This is a genomic window from Amycolatopsis plumensis (assembly GCF_042652605.1).
In the GTDB taxonomy this organism is placed as follows: Bacteria; Actinomycetota; Actinomycetes; order Mycobacteriales; family Pseudonocardiaceae; genus Amycolatopsis; species Amycolatopsis plumensis.
On the sequence record NZ_JBHSJY010000001.1, the window covers coordinates 4,603,399 to 4,625,341 of the forward strand.

Here is a 21,943-nt window from a genome sequence, read left to right on the forward strand (position 1 = left end):
GTCACTCAATCGAGATTTCCGGCCAGCCCTCACGCCGGCGGGTGGACGCGCACCTCGTGCGTCTCCGCGCCCTCTTCCGCCCACTTCACCAGCTCGCCCGCCGACTTCTCCAACGCCGACACGGTCCGCTTCGCCAGCTTCTCGAACGGCGACAGCTCGATGACCGCCGCCTTCCGCGTTGCCTTGATGTCCCAGAACCCGCACACCTGGCCGTCGACCAGCAGCGTGCCCTTGACCAGGCCGTTGTGCGAGATCACGCGCTTGCGGTAGGCGTCCGAGATGACCCGCGTCCGGTCCGCGTACGACAGGATCATCTGGTCGAACGGCCCCAGCAGCCGCGGCGGTGCCGGGGTGTCCTCGTCGGGCACCGTCAGCTCCGGCAGGTCCAGCAGCTCGCGGCCGTCCGGGTCGCGGTAGCGCCGGAGGTCCATCGAAGACGCCACCTCGCCCAGGCGAGTGATGCCCGCCCACGTCTGGACGTCCGCCACCGTGGCCGGGCCGAACGCGCGCAGGTACCGCGCAATCAGCGAAGCGGGCGAAGGCGGCGACAGGGGAGCGCCCACCCACTCGTCCAGGCACGCGTACGTCGTCTGCCCGGCCTTGCCCCAGATCGCCCGCGGCGGGGTCTGCACCAGCGGCAACCGGCCGCGGGCCAGGTGCGTCAGGGACGACGGCGGGGCGTCCCAGGTACGGGCCAGCTCGGCACCCAGCGCGTTCCCCGGCATCGGGCCGCCGAGGAGCAGCTTTCGCGCCGCCTCGGCGACGAGATCGTGGTCGAGCCCTGCCAGCGCACTCGCGTGCAGCGTGTTCTGCTTCAGATCACGGTCGTAGATCGCCTGGACCACCGGCCGCCACGCCAGCGCGTCCGCCGCCGTCACCAGGTGGACCGTGCCGCGCATCAACGCGATCCGCACCACGCGGCGGCTCTCAAGCAACTCCACGAGCTCCGCCGGCCGGAACCCCTCCAACCGCGACCACAGCCCGAAGTACGGCGGGAACGGCGCCTGCGCCTGGAGCCCGGCCAGGTGCTCCACCGCGTCGAAAGCGGACATCTTCGCCCGGCTCAGCAGCAGTTGCCGCTCCAGCGTGGCGCGGTTGACGGCTCGTCGGCTCAAGGTCTCCACGCGGTCACCCTAACGATCATCCCGGACAGTTCCGGTCCTCGATTGGACACGTTCTCCCGGCGTGATCCAGAATTCCGGCCATGGCCGAGCTCGCCGCGCCCGCCGTCGGGGACTGGGACTTCCCGCGCGGGACCGCGAGCATCGAGCTGATGACCCGGTTCGCCGCCGAGCGCGGCCTCCCGGCCGGACGGCTCCTGGCGAACACCACGCTGACGCCGGAGCTACTCGCTGATCCGGCCGTCCAGGTCGACGCGCGCCAGGAGCTGGCCGTCGTCCGGGCACTGGCCGATCTGGACGGTTCGGACGCGGCGGCCCTGGAGCTGGGGCGCCGCTACCGTGTCACCACCTTCGGCATCTTCGGCTTCGCCTGCATCAGCAGCCCGACGCTGCGGGACGCGATGCTCTTCGCCCTCCGCTACTTCGACCTGAGCTTCGCCTTCTGCATCCCGCACGTCGTCCTCGGCGCCGACCGGCTGACCCTCGAACTCGACGACAGCCGCGTGCCCGCCGACGTCGCCCGCTTCCTCGTCCTTCGCGATCTGGCCGCGATCTTCGCCGTCATGCGCGACCTCCTGCCCGAGATCGCGCTGGACGAGCTGACGTTCCGGCACGAGACGGCCACCGTGGAGCCGTACCGGGCCGCGTTCGGCGTCCGGCCGCGCTTCGGCGCCGACGCCTGCCGGGCGACGCTCGACCCGGCGCTGCTGAGCCGGCCGCTGCCGCAGGCCAACGACCAGACGGTCGCCCTGTGCGCCGCGCAGTGCGAAGCGCTCGTCACGCGGCGTCGGCAGCGTTCGGGCATTTCGCAGCAGGTACGCGAACGGCTGGTCCGGCTCGGCGGCGTCGACGCCGGGATGGACGAAATCGCCCGCCAGCTGACGCTCAGCACCCGCACCCTGCGCCGCCGCCTCACCGAAGCCGGCACGAGCTACCGGGCCCTGGTCGACGAAGTCCGCCAGACGCTCGCCGAAGAGCTCCTGGACACCGGGGTGCTGTCGGTCGAGGACGTCGCCTACCGGCTCGGGTACGCCGAGGCGTCGAGCTTCATCCACGCGTTCAAGCGCTGGACCGGGATGACGCCGGCGGCGTTCGCCCGCCGGTTCCGCGCCGCTCGGCGAGGACCGCCGGGTAGGTGATCTTCAGCAGGTTGAGGAGCGCGTCGGTGAGGAAGGTGCGCAGCGCCGCGCGGTCCAGCGTGCCGCGGATCAGCCACTCCCGTGACGCCGCGCGCAGCATCCCGCCGAACGACCGGATCATCGCGCGCAGCTCTTCGCGGCCTTCGGTCACGCCGGTCATCAGCGCGGCTTCCAGGACCCGGTCGGCGGCGATCTCGTCGGCCTCCAGCATGATCCGCTCGATCTCGGGGTCGCGTCCGGCCGCCTCGGGCCCGATCACGGTCAGCCAGGCGTCGCGGTTGCGGTCCACGACCTCGATCCACCGTTCGACGCCGATCGCCAGCCGCTGCTCCATCGTCGTGTCCGGAAGCGCTTCGGTGACCGGCGCGGGCACGATCATCATCTGCCGCACCACCTCCAGATATAGCTCCCGCTTCCCGCCGAAGTAGTGGTTGATCAGCGGCCGCGCCACCCCGGCGGCCTCGGCGATGTCCGAAGTGGACACCGAGGCGTAGCTGCCCGCCCCGAACAGCCGCCGGGCGGCGGCGAGGATCTCCGCACGCCGTTCGGCCGGCTCGAGCCGACGGCGCCGGGGCCGGGTCCCACTGGTCATCCGCTCAGCCTCGCGGGGGATCGGCAGGCTGTCAACAAGTAGTTGACCCGTCGTCAAAAGAGTGACTCCGGTGGCGGGCAAGCGGTGTTTCGCGCCAACCTTTGTCGTTACGCAACCGGAACAACCCGCCGGTAACTCCGCGGCACCCGGATGCGACGAGACGGCAGGGGGCCCGGACCGGGGGTAGGAGCAGATGAACGAAGAAGGCGCGCCGATCCGGCCGGCCGGGCGCTGGGTGAGCGTCCGCCTGCAGCATCGCCACGTCAGCTTCGACGACGCCTTCGAAGCCGGCGAGCCGCTGCCGGACGGCGACTGCGCGGACGAAGCGTCCGTGTCGTACTCGGGCATCGTCATTTCCAGTTACGACCGGGGCGAGAAGGTGTCCGAGCGCTGGATCCCGCTGGGCGTCGACCCGTCCGAAGCGGACGACGAGCGGCTCATCGGCCAGCTGCGCGAAGCCCTGCTGTGGCAGGCCCGCCGTCCACCGCAGACCGCCGAGGAGTGACCCTCGTGAGTGGTAAGGCGGGTTCTAACCCGCTTTACCACTCACGAGCCGGTGCGGAGGCCCTCGAAGGCCACCTTGCACACCGCGTCCGCGACCTCGGCCGCCGAGGAGCCGCGCCGGGGCTTGTACCACTCGATCAGCGAGTTCACCATGCCGAACACCAGCCGCGCGGTGACCGCCGGGTCGACGTCCGGGCGGACGTCGCCCTCCGCTTCGGCCTGCTTCACCAGGTCCGTCACCAGCCGGTCGAACTCGCGCCGCCGCGCCAGTGCCGCCCGCTCCACCTTCGTGTTGCCGCGCACGCGCAGCAGCAGCGTCACGAACGGCAGCCGGTCCGCCAGCACCACCACGCTGCCGCGCACCAGGTGCTCCAGCCGGTCGATCGCCCGTCCGTCGAGCAACGCCGTCTCGGAGGCGACTTCGAACAGCCCGTCCAGGGCCCGGTCCACCGCCAGCCGCAGCAACTCCTCCTTGCTCGGCACGTGGTGGTAGATCGCGGACTTCGTGATGCCGAGCTTGCGGGAGAGGTCCTCCATGCTCGTGCCGTCGTAGCCGCGCTCGTTGAACAGCTTCACCGCCACCTGCAGCAGCGATTCGAGGTCGTAGCCCGGCCGACCGCGCCGCGGGGTCGTCACGGCTTGTCCCGCTGGTCGACGATCCGCCGCATCTTGCCCATGGACCGCTCCAGGGTGTCCGGATCGACGACGTCCACCGACACCGTCACGCCGACGCCGTCCTTCACCCCGCTCACCAGCGACGCGGCCGCCTGCTCCCGGTCGGCGGAAGAAGCGTCGTGGCGGGCCTCCACCCGCACGGTCAGGTGGTCGAGCCGGCCGCGCGTGGACCGGACGAGCTGGAAGTGCGGGCTCAGCGCCGGCGTCCGCAGCACGATCTCCTCGATCTGCGTCGGGAAGACGTTGACGCCGCGCAGGATGATCAGGTCGTCGGTGCGCCCGGTCACCTTGGCCATCCGCCGGAACGCCGGCCGCGCGGTGCCCGGCGAAAGCGCCGTGAGATCCCGGGTGCGGTAGCGGATGATCGGCAGGGCCTGCTTGGTCAGGGAGGTGAACACGAGCTCGCCGGTTTCCCCGCCGCCCAGGACCTCCTCGGAGTACGGGTCGATCACCTCGGGGTAGAAGTGGTCCTCCCAGATGTGCAGGCCGTCCTTCGTCTCGACGCACTCCTGCGCGACACCCGGGCCCATCACCTCCGACAGCCCGTAGATGTCGACGGCGTCGAGCGCGAACCGCTCCTCGATCTCCGCGCGCATCTGCTCGGTCCACGGCTCGGCGCCGAAGATGCCCACCTTCAGCGACGACTTACGAGGGTCGACGCCCTGGCGCTCGAACTCGTCGAGCAGCGTCAGCATGTAGGACGGCGTCACCATGATGACCTCGGGCCGGAAGTCGGTGATCAGCTGCACCTGCCGCGCGGTCATCCCGCCGGACGCCGGGATCACCGTGCAGCCGAGCTTCTCGGCGCCGTAGTGCGCGCCGAGACCGCCGGTGAACAGGCCGTAGCCGTAGGCGACGTGCACCTTGTGCCCCGGGCGGCCGCCCGCGGCGTGGATCGAGCGGGCCATCACCGTCGCCCACGTGTCGATGTCCTGCTCGGTGTACCCGACGACGGTGGCCTTGCCGGTCGTCCCGCTGGAGGCGTGGATGCGCCGGACCTGCTCCTGCGGCACGGCGAACATCCCGAACGGGTAGTTCTCCCGCAGGTCCTGCTTGGTGGTGAACGGGAACTTCGCCAGGTCGGCGAGCTCCTTGCAGTCGTCAGGGTGGACGCCGGCCTCGTCGAACTTCCGCGTGTAGGCGGGCACGTTGGCGTACGCGTGCCGGAGTGTCCACTGCAGACGTTCCAGCTGGAGGGCGGCCAGCTCGTCCGCGCCGATGTCCGTCTCGATCATGGTCAGTCCCGTTTCGCGGAGAGGACGCGGCTGCGGCCGCGGAATTCGGCGACGACCTCGGGCCCGGCGGGGGTCTCCCGGTGCACCGTGACGTCGTAGATGCCGTTGCGGCCGTAGCGGGTGCGCTCGGTGGCCGTGGCGACGAGGTGGTCGCCGAGCCGTCCGGCCGCGACGAAGGAGATTTCGGCGCCCGCGGCGACCGTGACCGGGCCGTGGGTGTTGCAGGCGCAGGCGAAGGCCGTGTCGGCCAGCAGGAAGACGTACCCGCCGTGGGCGATGTCGTGTCCGTTGACCATCTCGCGGGTGATCGTCATGGTCGCCACGGCCCGGCCGTCGCTCGCTTCGACGAGTTCGATGCCCAGCGCGCGCGACGCCTCGTCGGCGGCGAACATGGTGTGCGCGGCGTTGGTCATGCGCTGTCCTCCGATCGAACACTGCGGCGCGAAGCGCCTCCGCTGAGGGTGGTGGCGGGGGCATGGATGGACTGACCGAATGGACGGTCACCTCGCGGTGCCGCTCAGTAAAGGCAGTGGTCCGGGCCGGTGTCAAGCGCCGGCCTCTTCCGATCTTCGGGCCCGGCGGCTACCATGCGATTAACTGAACGTCCGGTAGGTAATTCGGCGAGAGGGACCTGATGGCATTGCTGCGCAGCTACGTCTCCGGGAGCTGGCACACGGCGGCGGACGAGGGCGTCCCGCTGCACGACGCGGCCACCGGCGAGGAGGTCGCCCGGATCTCGTCGAAGGGCGTCGACTTCGCTGCCGCCCTCGAGTACGGCCGCCGCGTCGGCGGCCCGGCCCTGCGGGAACTGACGTTCCACCAGCGTGCGGCCCTGCTCAAGGCGCTCGCCTCCCACCTGCGCGAGCACCGCGACGAGCTGTACGCCCTCTCCGCGCGCACCGGCGCCACCCTCGGTGACTCGAAGTTCGACATCGACGGCGGCATCGGCGTCCTGTTCAGCTACGGCTCCAAGGGCAAGCGCGAGCTGCCGAACGACACCGTCTACGTCGAGGGCAACGTCGAGCCGCTGAGCCGCGGCGGCACGTTCGTCGCCCAGCACATCGCGACCCCGCTGCGGGGCGTCGCCGTCCAGATCAACGCGTTCAACTTCCCGGTGTGGGGGCCGCTGGAGAAGTTCGCGCCCGCGTTCCTCGCCGGGGTCCCGAGCCTGGTCAAGCCGGCCAGCCAGACGGCGTACCTGACCGCGCGGGTGGTCGAGCTGGTCATCGAGTCCGGCCTCCTGCCCGAGGGCTCGCTGCAGTTCGTCGCGGGCAGCGCCGGCGACCTGCTCGACCACGTCACCGCGCAGGACCTGGTGTCCTTCACCGGCTCGGCGTCGACGGCCCAGAAGCTGCGGACCCACCCGGCGATCATCCGCCACGCGGTCCGGTTCAACGCCGAGGCCGACTCGCTGAACTGCTCGATCCTCGGCCCGGACGCCGTGAAGGGCACGACCGAGTTCGACCTGTTCGTCAAGCAGCTGACCACCGAGATGACGGTCAAGGCGGGCCAGAAGTGCACCGCGATCCGCCGCGCGTTCGTCCCGGCTTCGCTGCTGGATGACGTCGCCGCGGCCGCGTCGGAGCGGCTGGCGAAGGTGACGGTCGGCAACCCGGCGTCCGAAGGCGTCCGGATGGGCGCGCTGGCCAGCCTGGAGCAGCGCGAGGAGGTCCGGCGGTCGCTGAAGGCGCTGCTGGACGCCGGCAGCGTCGTGTTCGGCGACCCGGAGAAGGTCGACGTCGTGGACGCCGACGCCGAGCGCGGCGCGTTCATCTCGCCGGTGCTGCTCAAGGCCGACCCCGAGCGCTCCGAGCCGCACGAGGTCGAGGCGTTCGGGCCGGTCTCGACGCTGATGCCGTACACGTCCACCGAGCAGGTCGTCGAGTTCGCCGCACGCGGCGGCGGCAGCCTGGCCGGGTCCGTGGTCAGCGCGGACAAGGAGTTCGTGCGCGAGGTCGTCCTCGGCGCGGCGCCGTACCACGGCCGCCTGCTGGTGCTGGACGCCGAAGACGCGAAGGAGTCCACCGGGCACGGTTCGCCGATGCCGCAGCTGGTCCACGGCGGCCCCGGCCGCGCGGGCGGCGGCGAGGAAATGGGCGGCATCCGGGGCGTGCTGCACCACATGCAGCGCACCGCCGTGCAGGGGTCGCCCGCCGTGCTTTCCGCGGTCACCGGCCGCTGGGTCACGGGTGCCCCGCGCACCGAAGGCGACGTCCACCCGTTCCGCAAGTCCCTGGCCGAGCTGCGCATCGGCGACTCGGTGGTCGCCGGGCCGCGGGTCGTATCCCAGGAAGACGTCGACCACTTCGCCGAGTTCACCGGCGACACGTTCTACGCGCACACCGACCCGGAAGCCGCAGCGGCCAACCCGCTGTTCGGCGGGATCGTCGCGCACGGCTACCTGGTCGTCTCGTTCGCGGCAGGCCTATTCGTCTCGCCCGAGCCGGGGCCGGTGCTGGCCAACTACGGCCTGGAGAACCTGCGGTTCCTGACGCCGGTCAAGGTCGGCGACTCCCTGACCGTGACCCTGACCGCCAAGCAGATCACCCCGCGGATCGACCAGGAGTACGGCGAGGTCCGCTGGGACGCCGACGTCACCAACGCCGAGGGCGAGTCCGTGGCGAAGTACGACGTCCTGACGCTGGTTTCGAAGGAGCAGCCGTGACGGCCACTGTCTCGCTGGAAGAACACTTCGAGCACACCATCGAGCGTGACCAGCGCATCGAGCCGCGCGACTGGGTGCCCGAGGGCTACCGCAAGACGATGATCCGGCAGATCGCGCAGCACGCGCACTCGGAGATCATCGGCATGCAGCCCGAGGGCAACTGGATCACCCGGGCGCCGTCGCTGCGGCGCAAGGCGATCCTGCTGGCCAAGGTCCAGGACGAGGCCGGGCACGGGCTCTACCTGTACTCCGCGGCGGCGACGCTGGGCGCGGACCGCGCGGACCTGACCGACAAGCTCATCAACGGCAAGCAGAAGTACTCGTCGATCTTCAACTACCCGACGCTGACCTTCGCCGACGTCGGCGTGATCGGCTGGCTGGTCGACGGCGCGGCGATCTGCAACCAGGTGCCGCTGTGCCGGTCGTCGTACGGGCCGTACGCGCGGGCGATGATCCGGATCTGCAAGGAGGAGTCCTTCCACCAGCGGCAGGGCTACGAGCTGCTGATGACCATGATGAAGGGCACCGATCAGCAGCGGGAAATGGTTCAGGAGGCCGTGAACCGCTGGTGGTGGCCGTCGCTGATGATGTTCGGGCCGCCGGACGCCGACTCGCCGAACACCGCGCAGTCGATGGCGTGGAAGATCAAGCGCCACACCAACGACGAGCTGCGGCAGCGGTTCGTGGACATGTCGGTGCCGCAGGCCGAAGCCCTCGGCGTCACCTTCCCCGATCCCGACCTGAAGTGGAACGCTGCGCGGGGGCACTACGACTTCGGCGCCGTCGACTGGGACGAGTTCAAGAACGTCCTGAAGGGCAACGGGCCCTGCAACGCTTCGCGGATCGCGCACCGGCGTCGCGCCCACGAAGACGGCGCGTGGGTGCGGGAAGCCGCCGTCGCGCACGCTGAAAAGAAGGAGCGCAAGTGACCGACCTGACGGCCGAAGGCGGCCACGGCGCCGTCCCCCTGGAAGGCGTCCCCGCCGCTCCGGGGCCGGTCAAGCACGACTGGCCGCTGTACGAGGTGTTCGTGCGCGGGAAGCGCGGGCTGAACCACGTGCACGTCGGGTCGCTGCACGCGGCCGACGACCAGATGGCGCTGCACCACGCTCGCGACCTCTACACGCGGCGCAACGAAGGCGTGTCGATCTGGGTCGTGCGCGCGGCGGACATCACGGCGTCGTCGCCGGACGAGAAGGACCCGTTCTTCGCGCCCAGCGGCGACAAGGTCTACCGGCACCCGACGTTCTACGACATTCCCGAGGATGTGCCGCACATATGAGTTTCGACAACGTGTACGAGGCCATCACCGAGGAGAACGACGCCCGCTGGGCGTTCGGCACCGGCTTCGAGGACCCGCTGTCCGGAGTGGACACTTCGGTGCCGTCCGGGGTGGACGCCGCTTCGCTGGCGGCGTACTGCCTGATGCTGGGCGACGACGCGCTGATCTTCTCCCACCGGCTCCAGGAGTGGTGCACGAACGCACCCGAGCTGGAGGACGAGGTGGCGATCGCGAACATCGCCCTCGACCTGCTGGGCCAGGCGCGGCTGCTGCTCGCCCGCGCGGGCAAGGCCGACGGCAGCGATCGCTCGGAGGACTCGTTCGCGTTCCAGCGGGTGGAGAACGAGTTCCGCAACGTCCGGCTCGCCGAGCTGGGCGGCGGGCACTTCGGGCACCTGATCGCGCGCTTGTTCGTGTTCTCGACGTGGCGGCTGGCCCTGTTCCAGCGGCTCGAGTCGTCGGTGGACCCGGTGCTGGCGGCGATCGCGGACAAGGGCGTCAAGGAGCTGGCCTACCACCGCGACTACGCGGCGCAGTGGCTGGTCCGCCTCGGCGACGGGACGCCGTTGTCGCATTCGCGGATGCAGGAGGGCCTGGACGAGGTCTGGCCGTACGTGGGCGAGCTGTTCCGCACGCACCCGGCGGAGTTCGTCGACGCGGCTTCGCTGCGCCCCGAGTTCGATGCGGTGCTGGACCAGGCCCTGGCCGCGGCGACGCTTTCGCGGCCTTCTTCCGGCGAGCTCGCCGGCGTTTCGGGCCGGATGGGCCGCGACGGCGTCCACACCGAGTCTTTCGGGTACCTGCTGGCGGAGTTGCAGAGCGTGGCCCGGGCGATGCCGGACGCCCGATGGTGACCGCCGCGGCCGTGGCCGCCACGGTCACCGACCCGGAGCTGCCGATGCTGACGCTGGCGGACCTGGGCGTGCTGCGTTCGGTGTCGGAGTCCGAGGGCCGGGTGGTCGTCGCGATCACGCCGACGTACACGGGCTGCCCGGCGATGGACACCATGCGCGACGACCTGGAGCACGCGCTGGTTTCGGCGGGCTACGCGGATGTCGAGATCCGGACGCAGCTGTCACCGGCGTGGACGTCGGACTGGATTTCGGCCGCGGGGCGCGAGAAATTGGCCGCGGCCGGCATCGCCCCGCCGGGCGCGGCGCCGCGCCGGTCGGGTCCGATCCCGCTGACGCTGTCGGCGCCGGTCTCGCGCGTTTCCTGCCCGCGTTGTGGTTCCGCGGACACCGAAGAACAGTCCCGGTTCGGCGCGACGGCGTGCAAGGCGCTGCGGCGCTGCTGTGCGTGTCTGGAGCCGTTCGAGCACGTCAAGGAGATCTAGGTGGCGCGGTTCAACTCGCTGAAGGTGGCCGGGGTCGAGCGGCTGTGCGACGACGCGGTCGCGGTGACGTTCGACGTGCCCGCGTCGCTGGCGTCGGAGTACGCGTTCAAGCCGGGCCAGTCCCTCACGTTGCGCCGCTCGATCGACGGCCGCGACGAGCGCCGGTCGTACTCGATCTGCGCCCCGGCGGGCGCCCCGCCCCGGGTCGGCGTCCGCCTGGTCCCGGACGGGTACTTCTCGTCCTGGCTGGTGAACGAAGTCCGCCCGGGCGACACGATCGAGGTGGCCCCGCCCACGGGATCGTTCACCCCGGACCTCTCTTCGGGCGGCCACCACGTCCTGATCGCGGCGGGTTCGGGCATCACGCCGGTGCTGTCGATCGTGTCCTCGCTGCTGCGCTTTTCGACGGCGACGGCGACGGTGCTGTACGGCAACCGCCGCACGGACACGGTGATGTTCGCGGACGAGCTGGCGGACCTGAAGGACAGCGCGCCGTCGCGGCTCGAGCTGATCCACGTGCTCTCGCGCGAGCCCCGCGAGGCGGAGCTGTTCACAGGGCGCTTGGACGTCCCGAAGCTGCGCACGCTGTTTTCGACGTTGGTGCCGGTCGAGTCGGTGGACCACTGGTGGCTGTGCGGGCCGTTCGAGATGGTGTCGGGCGCGCAGGAGCTGCTGACGTCGCTGGGCGTGCCGTCGGCGAAGGTGCACCAGGAGCTGTTCTACGTGGACACCCCACCGGCGCCGGTGGAGCACCTCGACCCGGCGGTGGCGGGGGAGTCGTCGGAGGTCTCGGTGGTCCTGGACGGCCGCTCGACGCCGATGACGTTGCCGCGTTCGTCCTCGGTGCTCGACGGGGCGCAGAAGTTCCGGCCGGACCTGCCGTTCGCCTGCAAGGGCGGGGTGTGCGGCACGTGCCGGGCCCGGGTGACGGAGGGCAAGGTGGACTTGCGGCGCAACTTCGCGCTGGAGGAGGCAGAGGTGGCGGCGGGGTTCGTGCTGACGTGCCAGTCGTACCCGGTCTCGGAGACGCTGACGGTGGATTTCGACGCCTGAGCCGGGATTCCACAACGTGACCTTGCTGTGGACAGCTGGGCCCGGATGTGGCTTTGGGGCGAGTTTGGTCGGTGGGCGCCGATAGACTGGACCTGGGGACGCCCCCGGAGAGGGTGGGGGAGTTTCCGGCGAGGTCGGCCGCTGTTGCGTGGTGGGAGCTGGGGGCTGCTGGTTGGGTTTGGTCCTAAGGTACGGCTGACCTGGGTGGTATTAGGTCGGTGACTGCGGTGCCCACCACCCCGAAGCCGCGATTGTGACTACGGCCGGCAGCACCGCGTCAAGGCGGGAAAGCGTGCCTTGACCCGGCACTGCCGGCCGTGTTGTGGCTTCGGATCGGGGCGGTGGGGAGGTCTGGGTGGGGTGCTGGTTTGGGCGTCAGCGTCCTGTTCACTCCTGAGGGGGCGCTGCAACTCTGCCGGAACCCGGCCTGGGAGGGCGGGCCTGCGCCCACGGGCTCGGGTCAGAGGATGCGGCGCCGTCGGCGGCGGGGGCGTGGGGTCTCCGGCACCTCGGCCTCCGGCGGCGTTCCGGGCTCCTCGGGCACTGCCTCTCGGGCCGACGGGTCCGCCAGGCCCAGCATCTCCGCCGCCAGTTGCTGGGAACTGGCGAACATGCCCGTCGGTGCCTCGCTCGCCCGGCGCAGCGCAGCCGGGCGGAGGCGGTTGTAGCCCCTCACCGTCACCGGCCTGCGGGCGCGCAGCTCGTACGCCTTCTCCTCCGCCAGCTCCGCGGCCAGTTCGCGGTCGACCAGGATCGTGCCGGGGCGGGCCACTGAGGTCAGGCGGGCCGCCAGGTTGACCACCGAGCCGTACACGTCGCCGAACCGGGACAGGATGCGGCCCGAAGCCATGCCCGCGCGGACCGCCGGCAATGTCTCGTCCGCCGAGGTTCGCTCGGTCAGCGTCAGAGCTATCTCGGCCGCGTCGACCGGTGCGTCCGCCACGAACAGGACCTCGTCGCCGATCATCTTCACCACGCGGCCGTGGTGCTCGGCGATCACCTCCGTCGCCAGGGTCTCGAACGCGTCGAGCACCCGGCTGAGCTCGTCTTCGCCGATCTGGCGCGTCAGGCGCGTGTAACCCACCATGTCGACGAAGCCGACCACCTCGGTGCGTGTCTCCAGGTACTCGTCCGGAGCCGCGAACGCCCGCCCCGCGTACGCCGCCAGGTGGCGGCGCCACACGAAGTTCTGGACGCGCTCGAGCTCCGGCAGCAACCGGTCGACCAGGCGCGTCACCTGGCGTTCGCTGCGGCCCAGCTCCGGCTGTTGCCGGATCAGCTCCCACAGCATGTCGACCTGCCACTCGGCCAGCCGCGACAGGTGCTGGCCGAGCGCGCGCGTCACCGACACCTCGATGCTCGGGTCGATCAGTCCCGACTGCACCAGCTGGTCGGCGGTCCGCATCGCTTCGACGTCCGCGTCGGTGAAGACCACTTCGTCGTCGCGCACGGTCGCGAACCCGAGGGCGCGCCAGAGCCGGCGTGACCGGTCGTCGGGCACGCCGGCCTTCTCCGCCACTTCGAGCCGGGTGTACTTCCGCCTGCCGCCGAGCAGGACGCGTTCGAGCCGCTGCTGAAGCTCCTCGCTCGGATCGGTCACGTCAGGTCGTGTGGACGATCAGCACGTCCACGCCGGACTTGCGGGCCACCTCGGACGGCACCGAGCCCAGGATCCGGCCGGCGATCGTGTTCAGCCCGCGGTTGCCGACCACCAGCAGGTCGGCCTCGCGCTCGTGCACGACCTTGCGCAGCGAGTCGACCGGGTCGCCCTTCACCGCGACCGTGTCGATCTTCTGCGCGCCCGCCTTCGTCGCGCGGTCCCGCGCCGACTGCAGCGTGTCCTCGGCCGGCGCCGAGCCGACGACCTGGTACGCCTCGTCGCCGAGGACGTCCTGGGCCTTGTCCACGTCGGACTTGCTGGCCGGGTAGTACGCACACGCGATGACCAGCGTGGCGCCCGCGTCGCCGGCCACCGCCGCCGCGCGGTCCACCGCCGCGAACGACGACTCCGAGCCGTCCGTGCCCACCACCACGGTCCGATATGCCGCACCCATGCGCAAAACCTCCAGGTGATCCCGCGTGAGCAGGGACGTCAGCCGGTCGAAGCCGACCGCGCAGGCTCGTCCGCGCCCGTGTCGGGTGGAAGGTTACTCGCCAGTCGCTTTCTGCGCTCCGCTTGCCCGGGGAGCCGGCTTCGGCGCCGGTTTGGGGGCCGCACCGGGGGCGGGCTTGGCCGCGGGCTTCGCGCCGGGTTTCGGCTTCGGCACGTCGGAGGCGCGGATCCGGATCGTCTCCTCGATGTCCGTGACCCGGACCGTCTTTTCGGTCTCGTCGACGGGGTCCGGTTTCTTGTCCGTCCCCAGGTCGGCGGTGACTTCGGCGGGCACCTTGACGTCGTCGCCGAGGACGGTGTGGGCCTCGGCCAGCACCGCCCGCGCCGCACGCACCTGCTCGGCCAGCCCGCCGCGCACCTTCCGCAGCGCGTCGACGCGCTCGTTCGCCTGGGTGATCCGCCGGTTCGACTCTTCCGTGGCCGACGTCACGCGGCGCCGCGCCTCGTCGGCGGCCTCCGCGAGCCGGGCGTTGGCCTCGGTGATCGAGTCCTGACGGCGCTTGTTCGCCTCCGCGACCGACTCCCGCTGACGGCGGTCGATGTCGGCCTTCGCGGCCTTCTCCTCTTCGAGGACCTTCGCGCGGATGTCGGCGGCGTCCTGGGTGGCCTCCTGGACGCGCCGCGCGGCTTCGGCCTTGCTCGCCGCCTCCTGCTCGGCCAGCACCCGCATGGCCTCGGTGCGGCGCGAGGCCATCGCGATCTCGAAGTCCTCTTCGACCTTGGTGCGGCGGTCCTGCGACTCGGTGTCGAGCCGCTTGCGCTCCGCCTCGGCCTCGTCGGTGATTTTCTTGGCCTGCGCGCGGGCGTCCTCGAGGACCTTGCGGTGCTCGGCCTCCATCTCCTTGCGGCGGAGGTCGAGCTCGGTCAGCAGCTGCTCGTAGCGGGCCCGCATGGCGCTGGCGTCCGTTTCGGCCTTCGCCCGGATGTGCCCGGCCTCGGCTTCGGCGCGGGCCCGGGTGTCCGCGGACTCGTCCTGCGCCAGGCGCAACATGCGCTGCAGCCGTTCGGACAGGCCTTCGACGCTCGTCGGCGGCTGCGCGAGCCGATCGACCTGCCCGCGCAGGTCCGCGATCTCGCCGCGCGCGATCTCCAGCTGGCGGGCGAGGTCGCCCGCCTGCGCGATGGCGGCGTCCCGATCCGCGGTGAGCATCTTCAGATCGGCGTCCAGCCGTTCGAGGTGCTCGTCGACCTGCGCTCGGCTGTACCCGCGCTTCGCCACGTCGAAGCCGGCTCCCAGCGGCACAAGCTCCCGTTCATCGCCAAGGCTCATGGGGCCTACCGTAGTCGCAGTCCGGTCACGGAAGGGTGAGCACCCGTGCGGTGCGCCGAACGTGCCGTCTGCTGCGGCGGGAGGAACTGCCCCGAACGGGCCGGACCCCGGCGGTTTTCGACACCGGGGCCCGGCCCGCAGGCGCGGCTCAGGCGCCGCGGAAGGCGTTGATCCCCTCGATGTGCTTCGCGCGCTTCTCTTCGTCGCGGACGCCGAGGCCCTCCTGCGGGGCGAGCGCGAGGACGCCGACCTTGCCCTGGTGGGCGTTGCGGTGCACGTCCAGCGCGGCCTGCCCGGTCTCTTCGAGCGCGTAGGTCTTCGACAGCGTGGGGTGGATCAGCCCCTTCGCGATCAGCCGGTTCGCCTCCCAGGACTCGCGGTAGTTCGCGAAGTGGGAGCCGATGATCCGCTTGAGGTTCATCCACAGGTAGCGGTTGTCGTACTGGTGCATGTACCCCGACGTCGAAGCGCACGTGACGATCGTGCCGCCCTTGCGCGCGGCGTAGACGGACGCGCCGAAGGTCTCCCGGCCCGGGTGCTCGAACACGATGTCCGGGTCCTCGCCGCCGGTGAGCTCGCGGATCCTCGCCCCGAAGCGCTGCCACTCCTTCGGGTCCTGCTCGTCGTCGTTCTTCCAGAACCGATAGCCCTCGGCGCTGCGGTCGATGATCAGCTCCGCGCCGAGCTTCCGGCAGATCGCCGCCTTCTCGGGGCTGGACACGACGCACACGGGGATGGCGCCGCCGTTCAGCGCGTACTGCGTCGCGTAGGAGCCGAGGCCGCCCGAAGCGCCCCAGATCAGGACGACGTCGCCCTGCTTCATGTCCGCCCCGTTGCGCGAGACGAGCTGGCGGTAGGCGGTCGAGTTGACCAGGCCGGGGGAGGCGGCCTCTTCCCAGGTCAGGTGGTCCGGCTTCGGCATCAGCTGGTTGGCCTTGACCAGCGCGATCTCGGCGAGGCCGCCGAAGTTGGTCTCGAAGCCCCAGATGCGCTGCTCGGTGTCGAGCATGGTGTCGTTGTGCCCGTCCGGGCCCTCGAGCTCGACGTTCAGGCAGTGCGCGACGACCTCGTCGCCCGGCTTCCAGTTGTGCACGCCGACACCGGTCCGGAGCACGACGCCGGACAGGTCCGAGCCGACGACGTGGTACGGCAGGTCGTGCCGCTTGGCCAGCGGCGAGAGCTTCCCGTACTTCTTCAGGAACTTGAACGTCGGGATCGGCTCGAAGATCGACGTCCACACGGTGTTGTAGTTGATGGCGCTCGCCATCACGGCGACCAGCGCCTCGCCGGGGCCCAGTTCGGGCACGGGGACGTCGTCGACGTGCAGTGACTTGCGGGGGTCCTTGTCGCGGCTTTCGAGGCCCTCGAACATGTCGACCTCGTCGGCGTGCACGGTCACCCCGCGGTAGCTCTCGGGCACGGGCAACGAGCCGACCGCGGCGGACTCGCCGGTCAGGATGGCCTGCTGGATCTCGCCGAGCTGCGTCATCGGTTCCTCCGCGGAGATGGGGGGCGTTGGCGGCAGAAATTACTCGCCGGTAACACGCGCCCACAACTGTACGAGACGGACAGCACGATTACACGCCGGAAATCTTGACCGGCTGGCCAGTCAAGCGGATCATCGTCGGTGGGTACACCCACCCGACCAGCAGTTTCACCGACGGAGGTAAGCACGAATGAGTGAAGTCTCTACGCGCGCGTGGACCCGGCCGCACGATTGGGCCGAGGTCGTCATCGGGGTGGTCGCCGCTCTTTCACCCCTTTGGCTGAGCACGGACACGACCGCGATGTGGACGATGGTCGTCCTGGGCGCGCTGATCGCACTCGACGGCCTGGTTTCGCTGGCGATGCCGGGCATGGTCTACGGCGAAGGCATCCAGATCGCGCTCGGCGTGCTGCTGTTCATCGCGCCGTGGGTGATGGGATACACCGAGTTCAACGGCGCATCCTGGACGTCCTGGATCGCCGGGGTGCTGACGGTGATCGCGGGTGCGGCAGCGATGCCGGTCGCGAACGCCGCGCACCGCACGGCAGGTCAGCACTGACGACGCAGGAGGCACGGGAATGACCGAGGATTCGGCGAAGGAGCGCATCCTCTGCGCCGCCGAGGCGCTCTTCGCCGAGTCCGGCTTCGACGCCACCCCGACTTCGCGCATCGCGGAGCGGGCGGGCGTGCCGAAGGGACTGGTGCACTATTACTTCCGGCACAAGTCCGACCTGCTCACGGCGCTCGTCGCCCGGTTGCCCGACGAGCGCATCGAGCCGGCCGTGGTGGTGGTCCCGGGCGACCTCGCGGGCAGCCTGCGGCGCCTGGTCCGCGAACTCGACCACCGGTTCAGCAGATCGCTGGGGCTCTCGCACCTGTTGTGGCGGGAGGCCGACACGCACCACGTGGTCCGCGACGCTCTCCACGAGCGGTTCCAGGTCCTGGTCCGGCAAGTCCGGGCGGTGATCGTGGCGGCGACGGGTGGAGGGTTGCCGACGGCCGATGTGGATCGTGCCTCGGGCCTGCTGGCCCGGGCGGTCAGCCATCGGCACGCTACGGCCCGTCATTCGGAAGATGACCTCCCGGCGGAGTTCGACGGTGAGCTGACGTTCATCGCCGATGCGCTGTCTGCCAAAGCCGCGCCCGCTTAGCCGGTTTGGGCGCGTTTGGCGGGGGCGTCGGCTCGGGCGGGCGCGGCGCCGTCGGCTGCACGTCACCCCGCTCGATCTTGCCCGCGACACCAGCTGGGCCGAGTGCGCCGGGCACGCTCGAGACGGCGCTTCGTTCGGCGCCGACCAGCCGCTGGCGTGCGGGGCCGACCGGCCGCTGGCGTGCGGGCGCCTGGCGTCGCGTAGCCCGTGCGCCACGCAGCAGGAGCAGTCGGCGCAGTGCGCGACGGTCGAGGTGCCGATCGACCGTGCGCGGCCGGAGCTGGGGTTGGCGCAGCTGCAGCTGGCCCGGCTGCGGTGGGCGGCTCCGGCTCGAGCCGCGGCCCCGGTTGGGCGCCGCTCGAGTCGTGGTCCGGCAGGGCGCCGATTGCCGCTTGAACGGCGGCCCGGGCTGGGCGCCGGTCGCCGCATCTCTTGGGGCCCCCGCCCCGCCCCTCCCGCCCTCCCCCTCCTCGGCCGCCTTGCTCGTTTGTCAGGCGGATGCGGCTTCGCCGGGCCGGTGTTGTTGCCGGCGAACGGACGCGAACTCAGTGCGCCGTGGCGTCCTTGGCCGGCTCCACCAGTTCCACCAGGACGCCGCCCGCGTCCTTCGGGTGGACGAAGTTCACGCGGCTGTTCGATGTGCCCCGCTTCGCCTCCTCGTACAGCATGCGCAGGCCCTTCTCGCGCAGGGCGGCCGCTGCGGCGTCCACATCGGACACGCGATAGGCCAGCTGCTGCAGACCCGGGCCGCTCTTGGCCAGGAACTTGCCGATCGCCGAGTCTTCGCGCAGCGGGGCCAGGAGCTGGATCTGCGTCTCCGTGCCCGCCGTGCCCGGGGCGCGCAGCATCGCCTCGCGTACCCCCTGCTCCTCGTTCACCTCCTCGTGCGCGACCTCCAGGCCGAAGTGCGTGCGGTGGAACTCGATGGCCGCGTCCAGGTCCGGGACCGCGATGCCGACGTGGTCGATGGCCGTCACGAACGGCCGCAGGGCGTCATTCATGGGGGCAGGATAGGGGGCCCGCGGCCTACTTCACGGCGGAATAGTCGCGTGCCCCGCCTCACACTGGCTCCATCAAGAAGCCCTGCTCCCGGGTATGGTCGGGAAAACTGCCCATGCGCCGATGCTTGGAGGACGCCGTGTCCGGTTCCGTGATCCTGGGTGCCGCCCGTACGCCGATCGGGCGCCTGCTGGGCTCCCTCAAGGACTTCACGGGCGCTCAGCTGGGCGGGGTCGCGATCAAGGCGGCCCTCGAACGCGCCGGGGTCTCTCCCGAAGCGGTGCAGTACACGATCATGGGCCAGGTGCTGACCGCCGGCGCCGGCCAGATCCCGGCCCGGCAGGCCGCGGTCGCCGCCGGCATCCCGATGAACGTGCCGGCGCTGACGATCAACAAGGTCTGCCTCTCCGGCCTCGACGCCATCGCGCTCGCCGACCAGCTCATCCGCGCCGGCGAGTTCGATCTCGTCGTGGCCGGTGGTCAGGAGTCGATGACCCAGGCGCCGCACCTGCTGCCCAAGTCCCGCTCCGGCTTCAAGTACGGCGACACCACGCTCGTCGACCACATGGCCTACGACGGTCTCTTCTGCGCCTTCGACCAGGTCGCCATGGGCGCCTCGACGGAGAAGTACAACTCCCGCTACGGCGTCACCCGCGAGCAGCAGGACGCCTTCTCCGCCCGCTCCCACCAGCGCGCCGCCGAGGCGATCAAGAACGGCTGGTTCGCCGACGAGATCGCGCCGGTCTCCATCCCGCAGCGCAAGGGCGACCCGGTCGTCTTCGACACCGACGAGGGCGTCCGCGCCGACACCACCGCCGAAGGCCTCGCCAAGCTGCGCCCCGCCTTCGCCTCCGACGGCACCATCACCGCAGGCTCGGCTTCGCAGATCTCCGATGGCGCCGCCGCGGTGATCGTGGCCAGCAAGGCGAAGGCTGAGGAGCTCGGGATCACGCCGCTCGCCGAGATCGGCGCGCACGGTGTCGTCGCCGGGCCCGACGCGAGCCTGCACGAGCAGCCGTCGAACGCCATCCTCGCCGCGCTGGCGAAGGCGAACCTGACCGCCGACGCGCTCGACCTCGTCGAGATCAACGAAGCCTTCGCCGCGGTCGGGCTCGTCTCCACCGAGAAGCTCGGCCTCGACCCGGAGAAGGTCAACGTCAACGGCGGTGCCATCGCCCTCGGCCACCCGATCGGCGCCTCCGGTGCCCGGCTCGCCGTGCACCTGATCCACGAGCTGCGCCGCCGCGGCGGCGGGCTCGGCGCGGCCGCGCTGTGCGGTGGCGGCGGCCAGGGCGACGCCCTCCTGCTGCGGGTGCCGTCGGCGTAAGTGGCCGGACCACTCGACCTCGACGACCTCGTCGGCCGCGCGCGGGACGGACAACCCCGTGCCGTCGCGCGGCTGCTGTCGCTCGTCGAGGACGCCCACCCCCGCGTCGCGGAGATCGCGCGGGCGCTGACCCCGCACACCGGGCGGGCCCGGGTCGTCGGGCTCACCGGTCCGCCCGGTGTCGGCAAGTCGACTTCGACGTCGGCGCTGCTCACCGCGTTGCGCGCGGAGGGCAAGCGGGTCGGGGTCCTCGCCATCGACCCCTCTTCGCCGTTTTCGGGCGGGGCGCTGCTCGGCGACCGGATCCGGATGACCGAGCACGCCACCGACCCCGGCGTGTTCATCCGCTCGATGGCCACGCGCGGGCACCTCGGCGGGCTCTCCTGGGCGACCCCGCAGGCGGTGCGCGTGCTCGACGCGGCCGGCTTCGACATCGTGCTGATCGAGACCGTCGGGGTCGGGCAGTCCGAAGTGGACGTCGTGAAACTCGCCGACACCACGGTGGTGCTGCTCGCCCCCGGCATGGGCGACGGCATCCAGGCCGCGAAGGCCGGCGTGCTGGAGATCGCCGACGTCTTCGTCGTGAACAAGGCCGACCGCGAGGGCGCCGACGCCACCGTGCACGACCTCAAGCAGATGATCTCCCTGGCCCGCCGGGAGATCCGGGGACCGAGCTGGCGCCAGCCGATCGTGCGGACCGTCGCGGCGAAGGGCGAAGGCGTCGACGAGGTCGTGCACGCGCTGGCCGCCCACCACGACTGGCTGGCCGGGCACGACGAGCTGGCCCGGCGCCGGGTGGCCCGAGCACGCGACGAGGTCGAGGCCATCGCGCTCCGGCGGCTGCGGGCCGAGCTCGTGGACCTGCGCGGCGGGGGACGGCTCGCCGGGGTCGCCGAGCGGGTCGTGGCGCGGGAGCTCGACCCGTTCGCCGCCGCCGAAGAACTGATCGCGGACCTGCGCACGTAGCGCGGACGCGAGGCGCGCGAGAAGAAACCGTGCTGCCGCAACGGGTCTTCGCTGAAATTCCATGGGTCCTCCCCTCGTGGGCGGCGGGTTTGCCGCGTGCTAACCATCGTGCGCCGGGGGTCCGACAATTTCTCGGGTGCGGGCCCCGAGGTTCACCCGATGGACTGACAGGGGCGACTTTCGCCGGTTCTGGCTGTCGGTGCCGGGCCCTAGACTGCGGGGCGCTCCGGAACCGGGCGATCACTGGGAGGGCGTGCACATGAAGAGGACACTTCTCACCGCGCTGGCGGCGGGCGCGTTGTTCGTGGCCGGGAACGGCGTCGCCGCGGCGGCCGACGCCCCGCCGCCGAAGACGACGCACGGGCCGTGCCAGTACACCGAAACCCCCGACGAACCGCCCGCGCGGCCGGTGCCGTTGCCGCCCGACCCGCGGCACACGCCGAGCCACGGCAAGGTCGACGTCGCCGTCCCGACCAGCCAGGGCGCGCTTCCGCTGCGGCTCGACCGCGCGAAGGCCCCGTGCACCGTGCAGAGCTTCCTGCACCTGGCGAGGCACCGGTTCTACGACCACACGGTGTGCCACCGGCTCACCGCGTACCCGACGTTGAAGGTGCTGCAGTGCGGCGACCCGACCGCGACCGGCGAAGGCGGGCCGGGCTACAAGTACAAGGACGAACTGCCGGTCGACCTGCCGCCGGCGCCGACCGACCCGACCGGCGCCCGGCGCGTCTACGCGCGCGGCCTCCTCGCCATGGCCAACGCCGGGCCGGACACGAACGGTTCGCAGTTCTTCGTCGTCTACGGCGATTCCGCGCTGCGGCCCAACTACACGGTGTTCGGCACGGTCGGCGCGGAAGGGCTGAGGACCCTCGACAAGGTCGCGGCCGGCGGGATCCAGCCGACCGCGGAGGACCCGGCGCCGGTCGACGGCACGCCGGTGCTGCGGACCGAACTGCTGCGAGTCCGGCCGGACTGCTGGTTCTGACGGTGGCCGCGGGCCGCTCCGGTGGGGCGGCCCGCGGGTATCGG

Annotated in this window: 23 protein-coding genes; 13 read left to right on the forward strand and 10 right to left on the reverse strand. The window is 71.2% G+C overall.

Annotated elements, in window-relative coordinates; genetic code table 11:
- Positions 1-29 precede the first annotated feature (29 nt).
- Positions 30-1,124, reverse strand: coding sequence for a winged helix DNA-binding domain-containing protein (locus ACFPLC_RS22255; protein WP_378196390.1), 1,095 nt, complete (start codon positions 1,122-1,124; stop codon positions 30-32).
- An 80-nt stretch (positions 1,125-1,204) separates the two neighbouring features.
- Here ACFPLC_RS22255 and ACFPLC_RS22260 point away from each other — a divergent pair, with 80 nt between their 5' ends.
- Positions 1,205-2,260, forward strand: coding sequence for an AraC family transcriptional regulator (locus tag ACFPLC_RS22260; protein WP_378196387.1), 1,056 nt, complete (start codon positions 1,205-1,207; stop codon positions 2,258-2,260).
- On the opposite strand, the gene ACFPLC_RS22265 is transcribed toward ACFPLC_RS22260, so the two are convergent.
- Entirely contained in the window at positions 2,181-2,852 is a 672-nt protein-coding gene (locus tag ACFPLC_RS22265; protein ID WP_378196384.1) for a TetR/AcrR family transcriptional regulator, read from the reverse strand. The genes ACFPLC_RS22260 and ACFPLC_RS22265 overlap by 80 nt on opposite strands.
- Before the next feature lie 193 nt (positions 2,853-3,045).
- Here ACFPLC_RS22265 and ACFPLC_RS22270 point away from each other — a divergent pair, with 193 nt between their 5' ends.
- On the forward strand, positions 3,046-3,357 hold the full coding sequence (locus ACFPLC_RS22270) for a hypothetical protein (protein WP_191310109.1): 312 nt from the start codon (positions 3,046-3,048) through the stop codon (positions 3,355-3,357).
- Positions 3,358-3,398: 41 nt separating this feature from the next.
- On the opposite strand, the gene ACFPLC_RS22275 is transcribed toward ACFPLC_RS22270, so the two are convergent.
- From ACFPLC_RS22275 to paaI, 3 genes are read right to left on the reverse strand one after another with little or no spacing between them, the layout of a single operon-like run.
- Positions 3,399-3,992 (reverse strand): TetR/AcrR family transcriptional regulator, encoded by a 594-nt coding sequence (locus ACFPLC_RS22275; protein WP_191310107.1) that lies wholly within the window; start codon positions 3,990-3,992, stop codon positions 3,399-3,401.
- Positions 3,989-5,266, reverse strand: coding sequence for a phenylacetate--CoA ligase PaaK (gene paaK, locus ACFPLC_RS22280; RefSeq protein ID WP_378196380.1), 1,278 nt, complete (start codon positions 5,264-5,266; stop codon positions 3,989-3,991). Before paaK ends, ACFPLC_RS22275 begins: the two co-directional genes overlap by 4 nt.
- Before the next feature lie 2 nt (positions 5,267-5,268).
- The gene (paaI, locus tag ACFPLC_RS22285) at positions 5,269-5,679 is read right to left on the reverse strand and encodes a hydroxyphenylacetyl-CoA thioesterase PaaI (RefSeq protein ID WP_378196377.1); all 411 of its coding nucleotides are present in this window, start codon (positions 5,677-5,679) and stop codon (positions 5,269-5,271) included.
- Positions 5,680-5,900: 221 nt separating this feature from the next.
- Here paaI and paaZ point away from each other — a divergent pair, with 221 nt between their 5' ends.
- The 6 genes from paaZ to paaE are packed head-to-tail and all read left to right on the forward strand — an operon-like array spanning position 5,901 to position 11,602.
- Complete coding sequence (paaZ, locus tag ACFPLC_RS22290) at positions 5,901-7,931, forward strand: phenylacetic acid degradation bifunctional protein PaaZ (RefSeq protein WP_378196375.1); 2,031 nt, start codon at positions 5,901-5,903, stop codon at positions 7,929-7,931.
- Positions 7,928-8,860, forward strand: coding sequence for a 1,2-phenylacetyl-CoA epoxidase subunit PaaA (gene paaA / locus ACFPLC_RS22295; protein ID WP_378196372.1), 933 nt, complete (start codon positions 7,928-7,930; stop codon positions 8,858-8,860). Before paaZ ends, paaA begins: the two co-directional genes overlap by 4 nt.
- Before the next feature lie 38 nt (positions 8,861-8,898).
- A complete protein-coding gene (paaB, locus tag ACFPLC_RS22300) occupies positions 8,899-9,213 on the forward strand; it encodes a 1,2-phenylacetyl-CoA epoxidase subunit PaaB (RefSeq protein ID WP_167454960.1) in 315 nt (104 codons plus the stop codon).
- The gene (paaC, locus tag ACFPLC_RS22305) at positions 9,210-10,067 is read left to right on the forward strand and encodes a 1,2-phenylacetyl-CoA epoxidase subunit PaaC (RefSeq protein WP_378196369.1); all 858 of its coding nucleotides are present in this window, start codon (positions 9,210-9,212) and stop codon (positions 10,065-10,067) included. Before paaB ends, paaC begins: the two co-directional genes overlap by 4 nt.
- On the forward strand, positions 10,061-10,549 hold the full coding sequence (gene paaD / locus ACFPLC_RS22310; RefSeq protein ID WP_378196366.1) for a 1,2-phenylacetyl-CoA epoxidase subunit PaaD: 489 nt from the start codon (positions 10,061-10,063) through the stop codon (positions 10,547-10,549). The genes paaC and paaD overlap by 7 nt, the downstream gene beginning before the upstream one ends.
- Positions 10,550-11,602, forward strand: coding sequence for a 1,2-phenylacetyl-CoA epoxidase subunit PaaE (gene paaE, locus ACFPLC_RS22315; protein WP_378196363.1), 1,053 nt, complete (start codon positions 10,550-10,552; stop codon positions 11,600-11,602).
- Positions 11,603-12,062: 460 nt separating this feature from the next.
- Here the strand turns inward: paaE and ACFPLC_RS22320 are convergent, their stop codons facing one another.
- The 4 genes from ACFPLC_RS22320 to ccrA form a co-directional block, all read right to left on the reverse strand.
- Positions 12,063-13,202, reverse strand: a complete 1,140-nt coding sequence (locus tag ACFPLC_RS22320; protein ID WP_378196361.1) for an adenylate/guanylate cyclase domain-containing protein — start codon at positions 13,200-13,202, stop codon at positions 12,063-12,065.
- A 1-nt stretch (position 13,203) separates the two neighbouring features.
- Positions 13,204-13,656 (reverse strand): universal stress protein, encoded by a 453-nt coding sequence (locus ACFPLC_RS22325; RefSeq protein WP_191310090.1) that lies wholly within the window; start codon positions 13,654-13,656, stop codon positions 13,204-13,206.
- 93 nt (positions 13,657-13,749) lie between these two features.
- Complete coding sequence (locus tag ACFPLC_RS22330) at positions 13,750-14,958, reverse strand: coiled-coil domain-containing protein (RefSeq protein ID WP_378196488.1); 1,209 nt, start codon at positions 14,956-14,958, stop codon at positions 13,750-13,752.
- Between the two features lie 175 nt (positions 14,959-15,133).
- Positions 15,134-16,474, reverse strand: coding sequence for a crotonyl-CoA carboxylase/reductase (gene ccrA / locus ACFPLC_RS22335; RefSeq protein WP_191310088.1), 1,341 nt, complete (start codon positions 16,472-16,474; stop codon positions 15,134-15,136).
- Positions 16,475-16,661: 187 nt separating this feature from the next.
- Between ccrA and ACFPLC_RS22340 the strand changes: the two genes are divergently transcribed.
- Both ACFPLC_RS22340 and ACFPLC_RS22345 read left to right on the forward strand, forming a co-directional pair.
- Positions 16,662-17,030: an SPW repeat domain-containing protein gene (locus ACFPLC_RS22340; protein ID WP_071831581.1), complete on the forward strand. Its 369-nt coding sequence runs from the start codon at positions 16,662-16,664 to the stop codon at positions 17,028-17,030.
- Positions 17,031-17,049: 19 nt separating this feature from the next.
- A complete protein-coding gene (locus tag ACFPLC_RS22345; protein ID WP_378196356.1) occupies positions 17,050-17,622 on the forward strand; it encodes a TetR/AcrR family transcriptional regulator in 573 nt (190 codons plus the stop codon).
- A gap of 545 nt (positions 17,623-18,167) precedes the next feature.
- On the opposite strand, the gene mce is transcribed toward ACFPLC_RS22345, so the two are convergent.
- The gene (gene mce, locus ACFPLC_RS22350; RefSeq protein ID WP_191310084.1) at positions 18,168-18,623 is read right to left on the reverse strand and encodes a methylmalonyl-CoA epimerase; all 456 of its coding nucleotides are present in this window, start codon (positions 18,621-18,623) and stop codon (positions 18,168-18,170) included.
- 137 nt (positions 18,624-18,760) lie between these two features.
- Between mce and ACFPLC_RS22355 the strand changes: the two genes are divergently transcribed.
- The 3 genes from ACFPLC_RS22355 to ACFPLC_RS22365 all read left to right on the forward strand — a co-directional run bounded on the left by ACFPLC_RS22355 (position 18,761) and on the right by ACFPLC_RS22365 (position 21,899).
- Positions 18,761-19,948 carry an acetyl-CoA C-acetyltransferase gene (locus ACFPLC_RS22355; protein WP_378196353.1) on the forward strand — a complete coding sequence of 396 codons (1,188 nt, stop codon included), beginning with the start codon at positions 18,761-18,763 and terminating at the stop codon, positions 19,946-19,948.
- Positions 19,949-20,914 carry a methylmalonyl Co-A mutase-associated GTPase MeaB gene (gene meaB / locus ACFPLC_RS22360; RefSeq protein ID WP_378196350.1) on the forward strand — a complete coding sequence of 322 codons (966 nt, stop codon included), beginning with the start codon at positions 19,949-19,951 and terminating at the stop codon, positions 20,912-20,914. It begins immediately after the preceding gene.
- A gap of 259 nt (positions 20,915-21,173) precedes the next feature.
- A complete protein-coding gene (locus tag ACFPLC_RS22365; RefSeq protein ID WP_378196347.1) occupies positions 21,174-21,899 on the forward strand; it encodes a peptidylprolyl isomerase in 726 nt (241 codons plus the stop codon).
- Positions 21,900-21,943 lie beyond the last annotated feature (44 nt).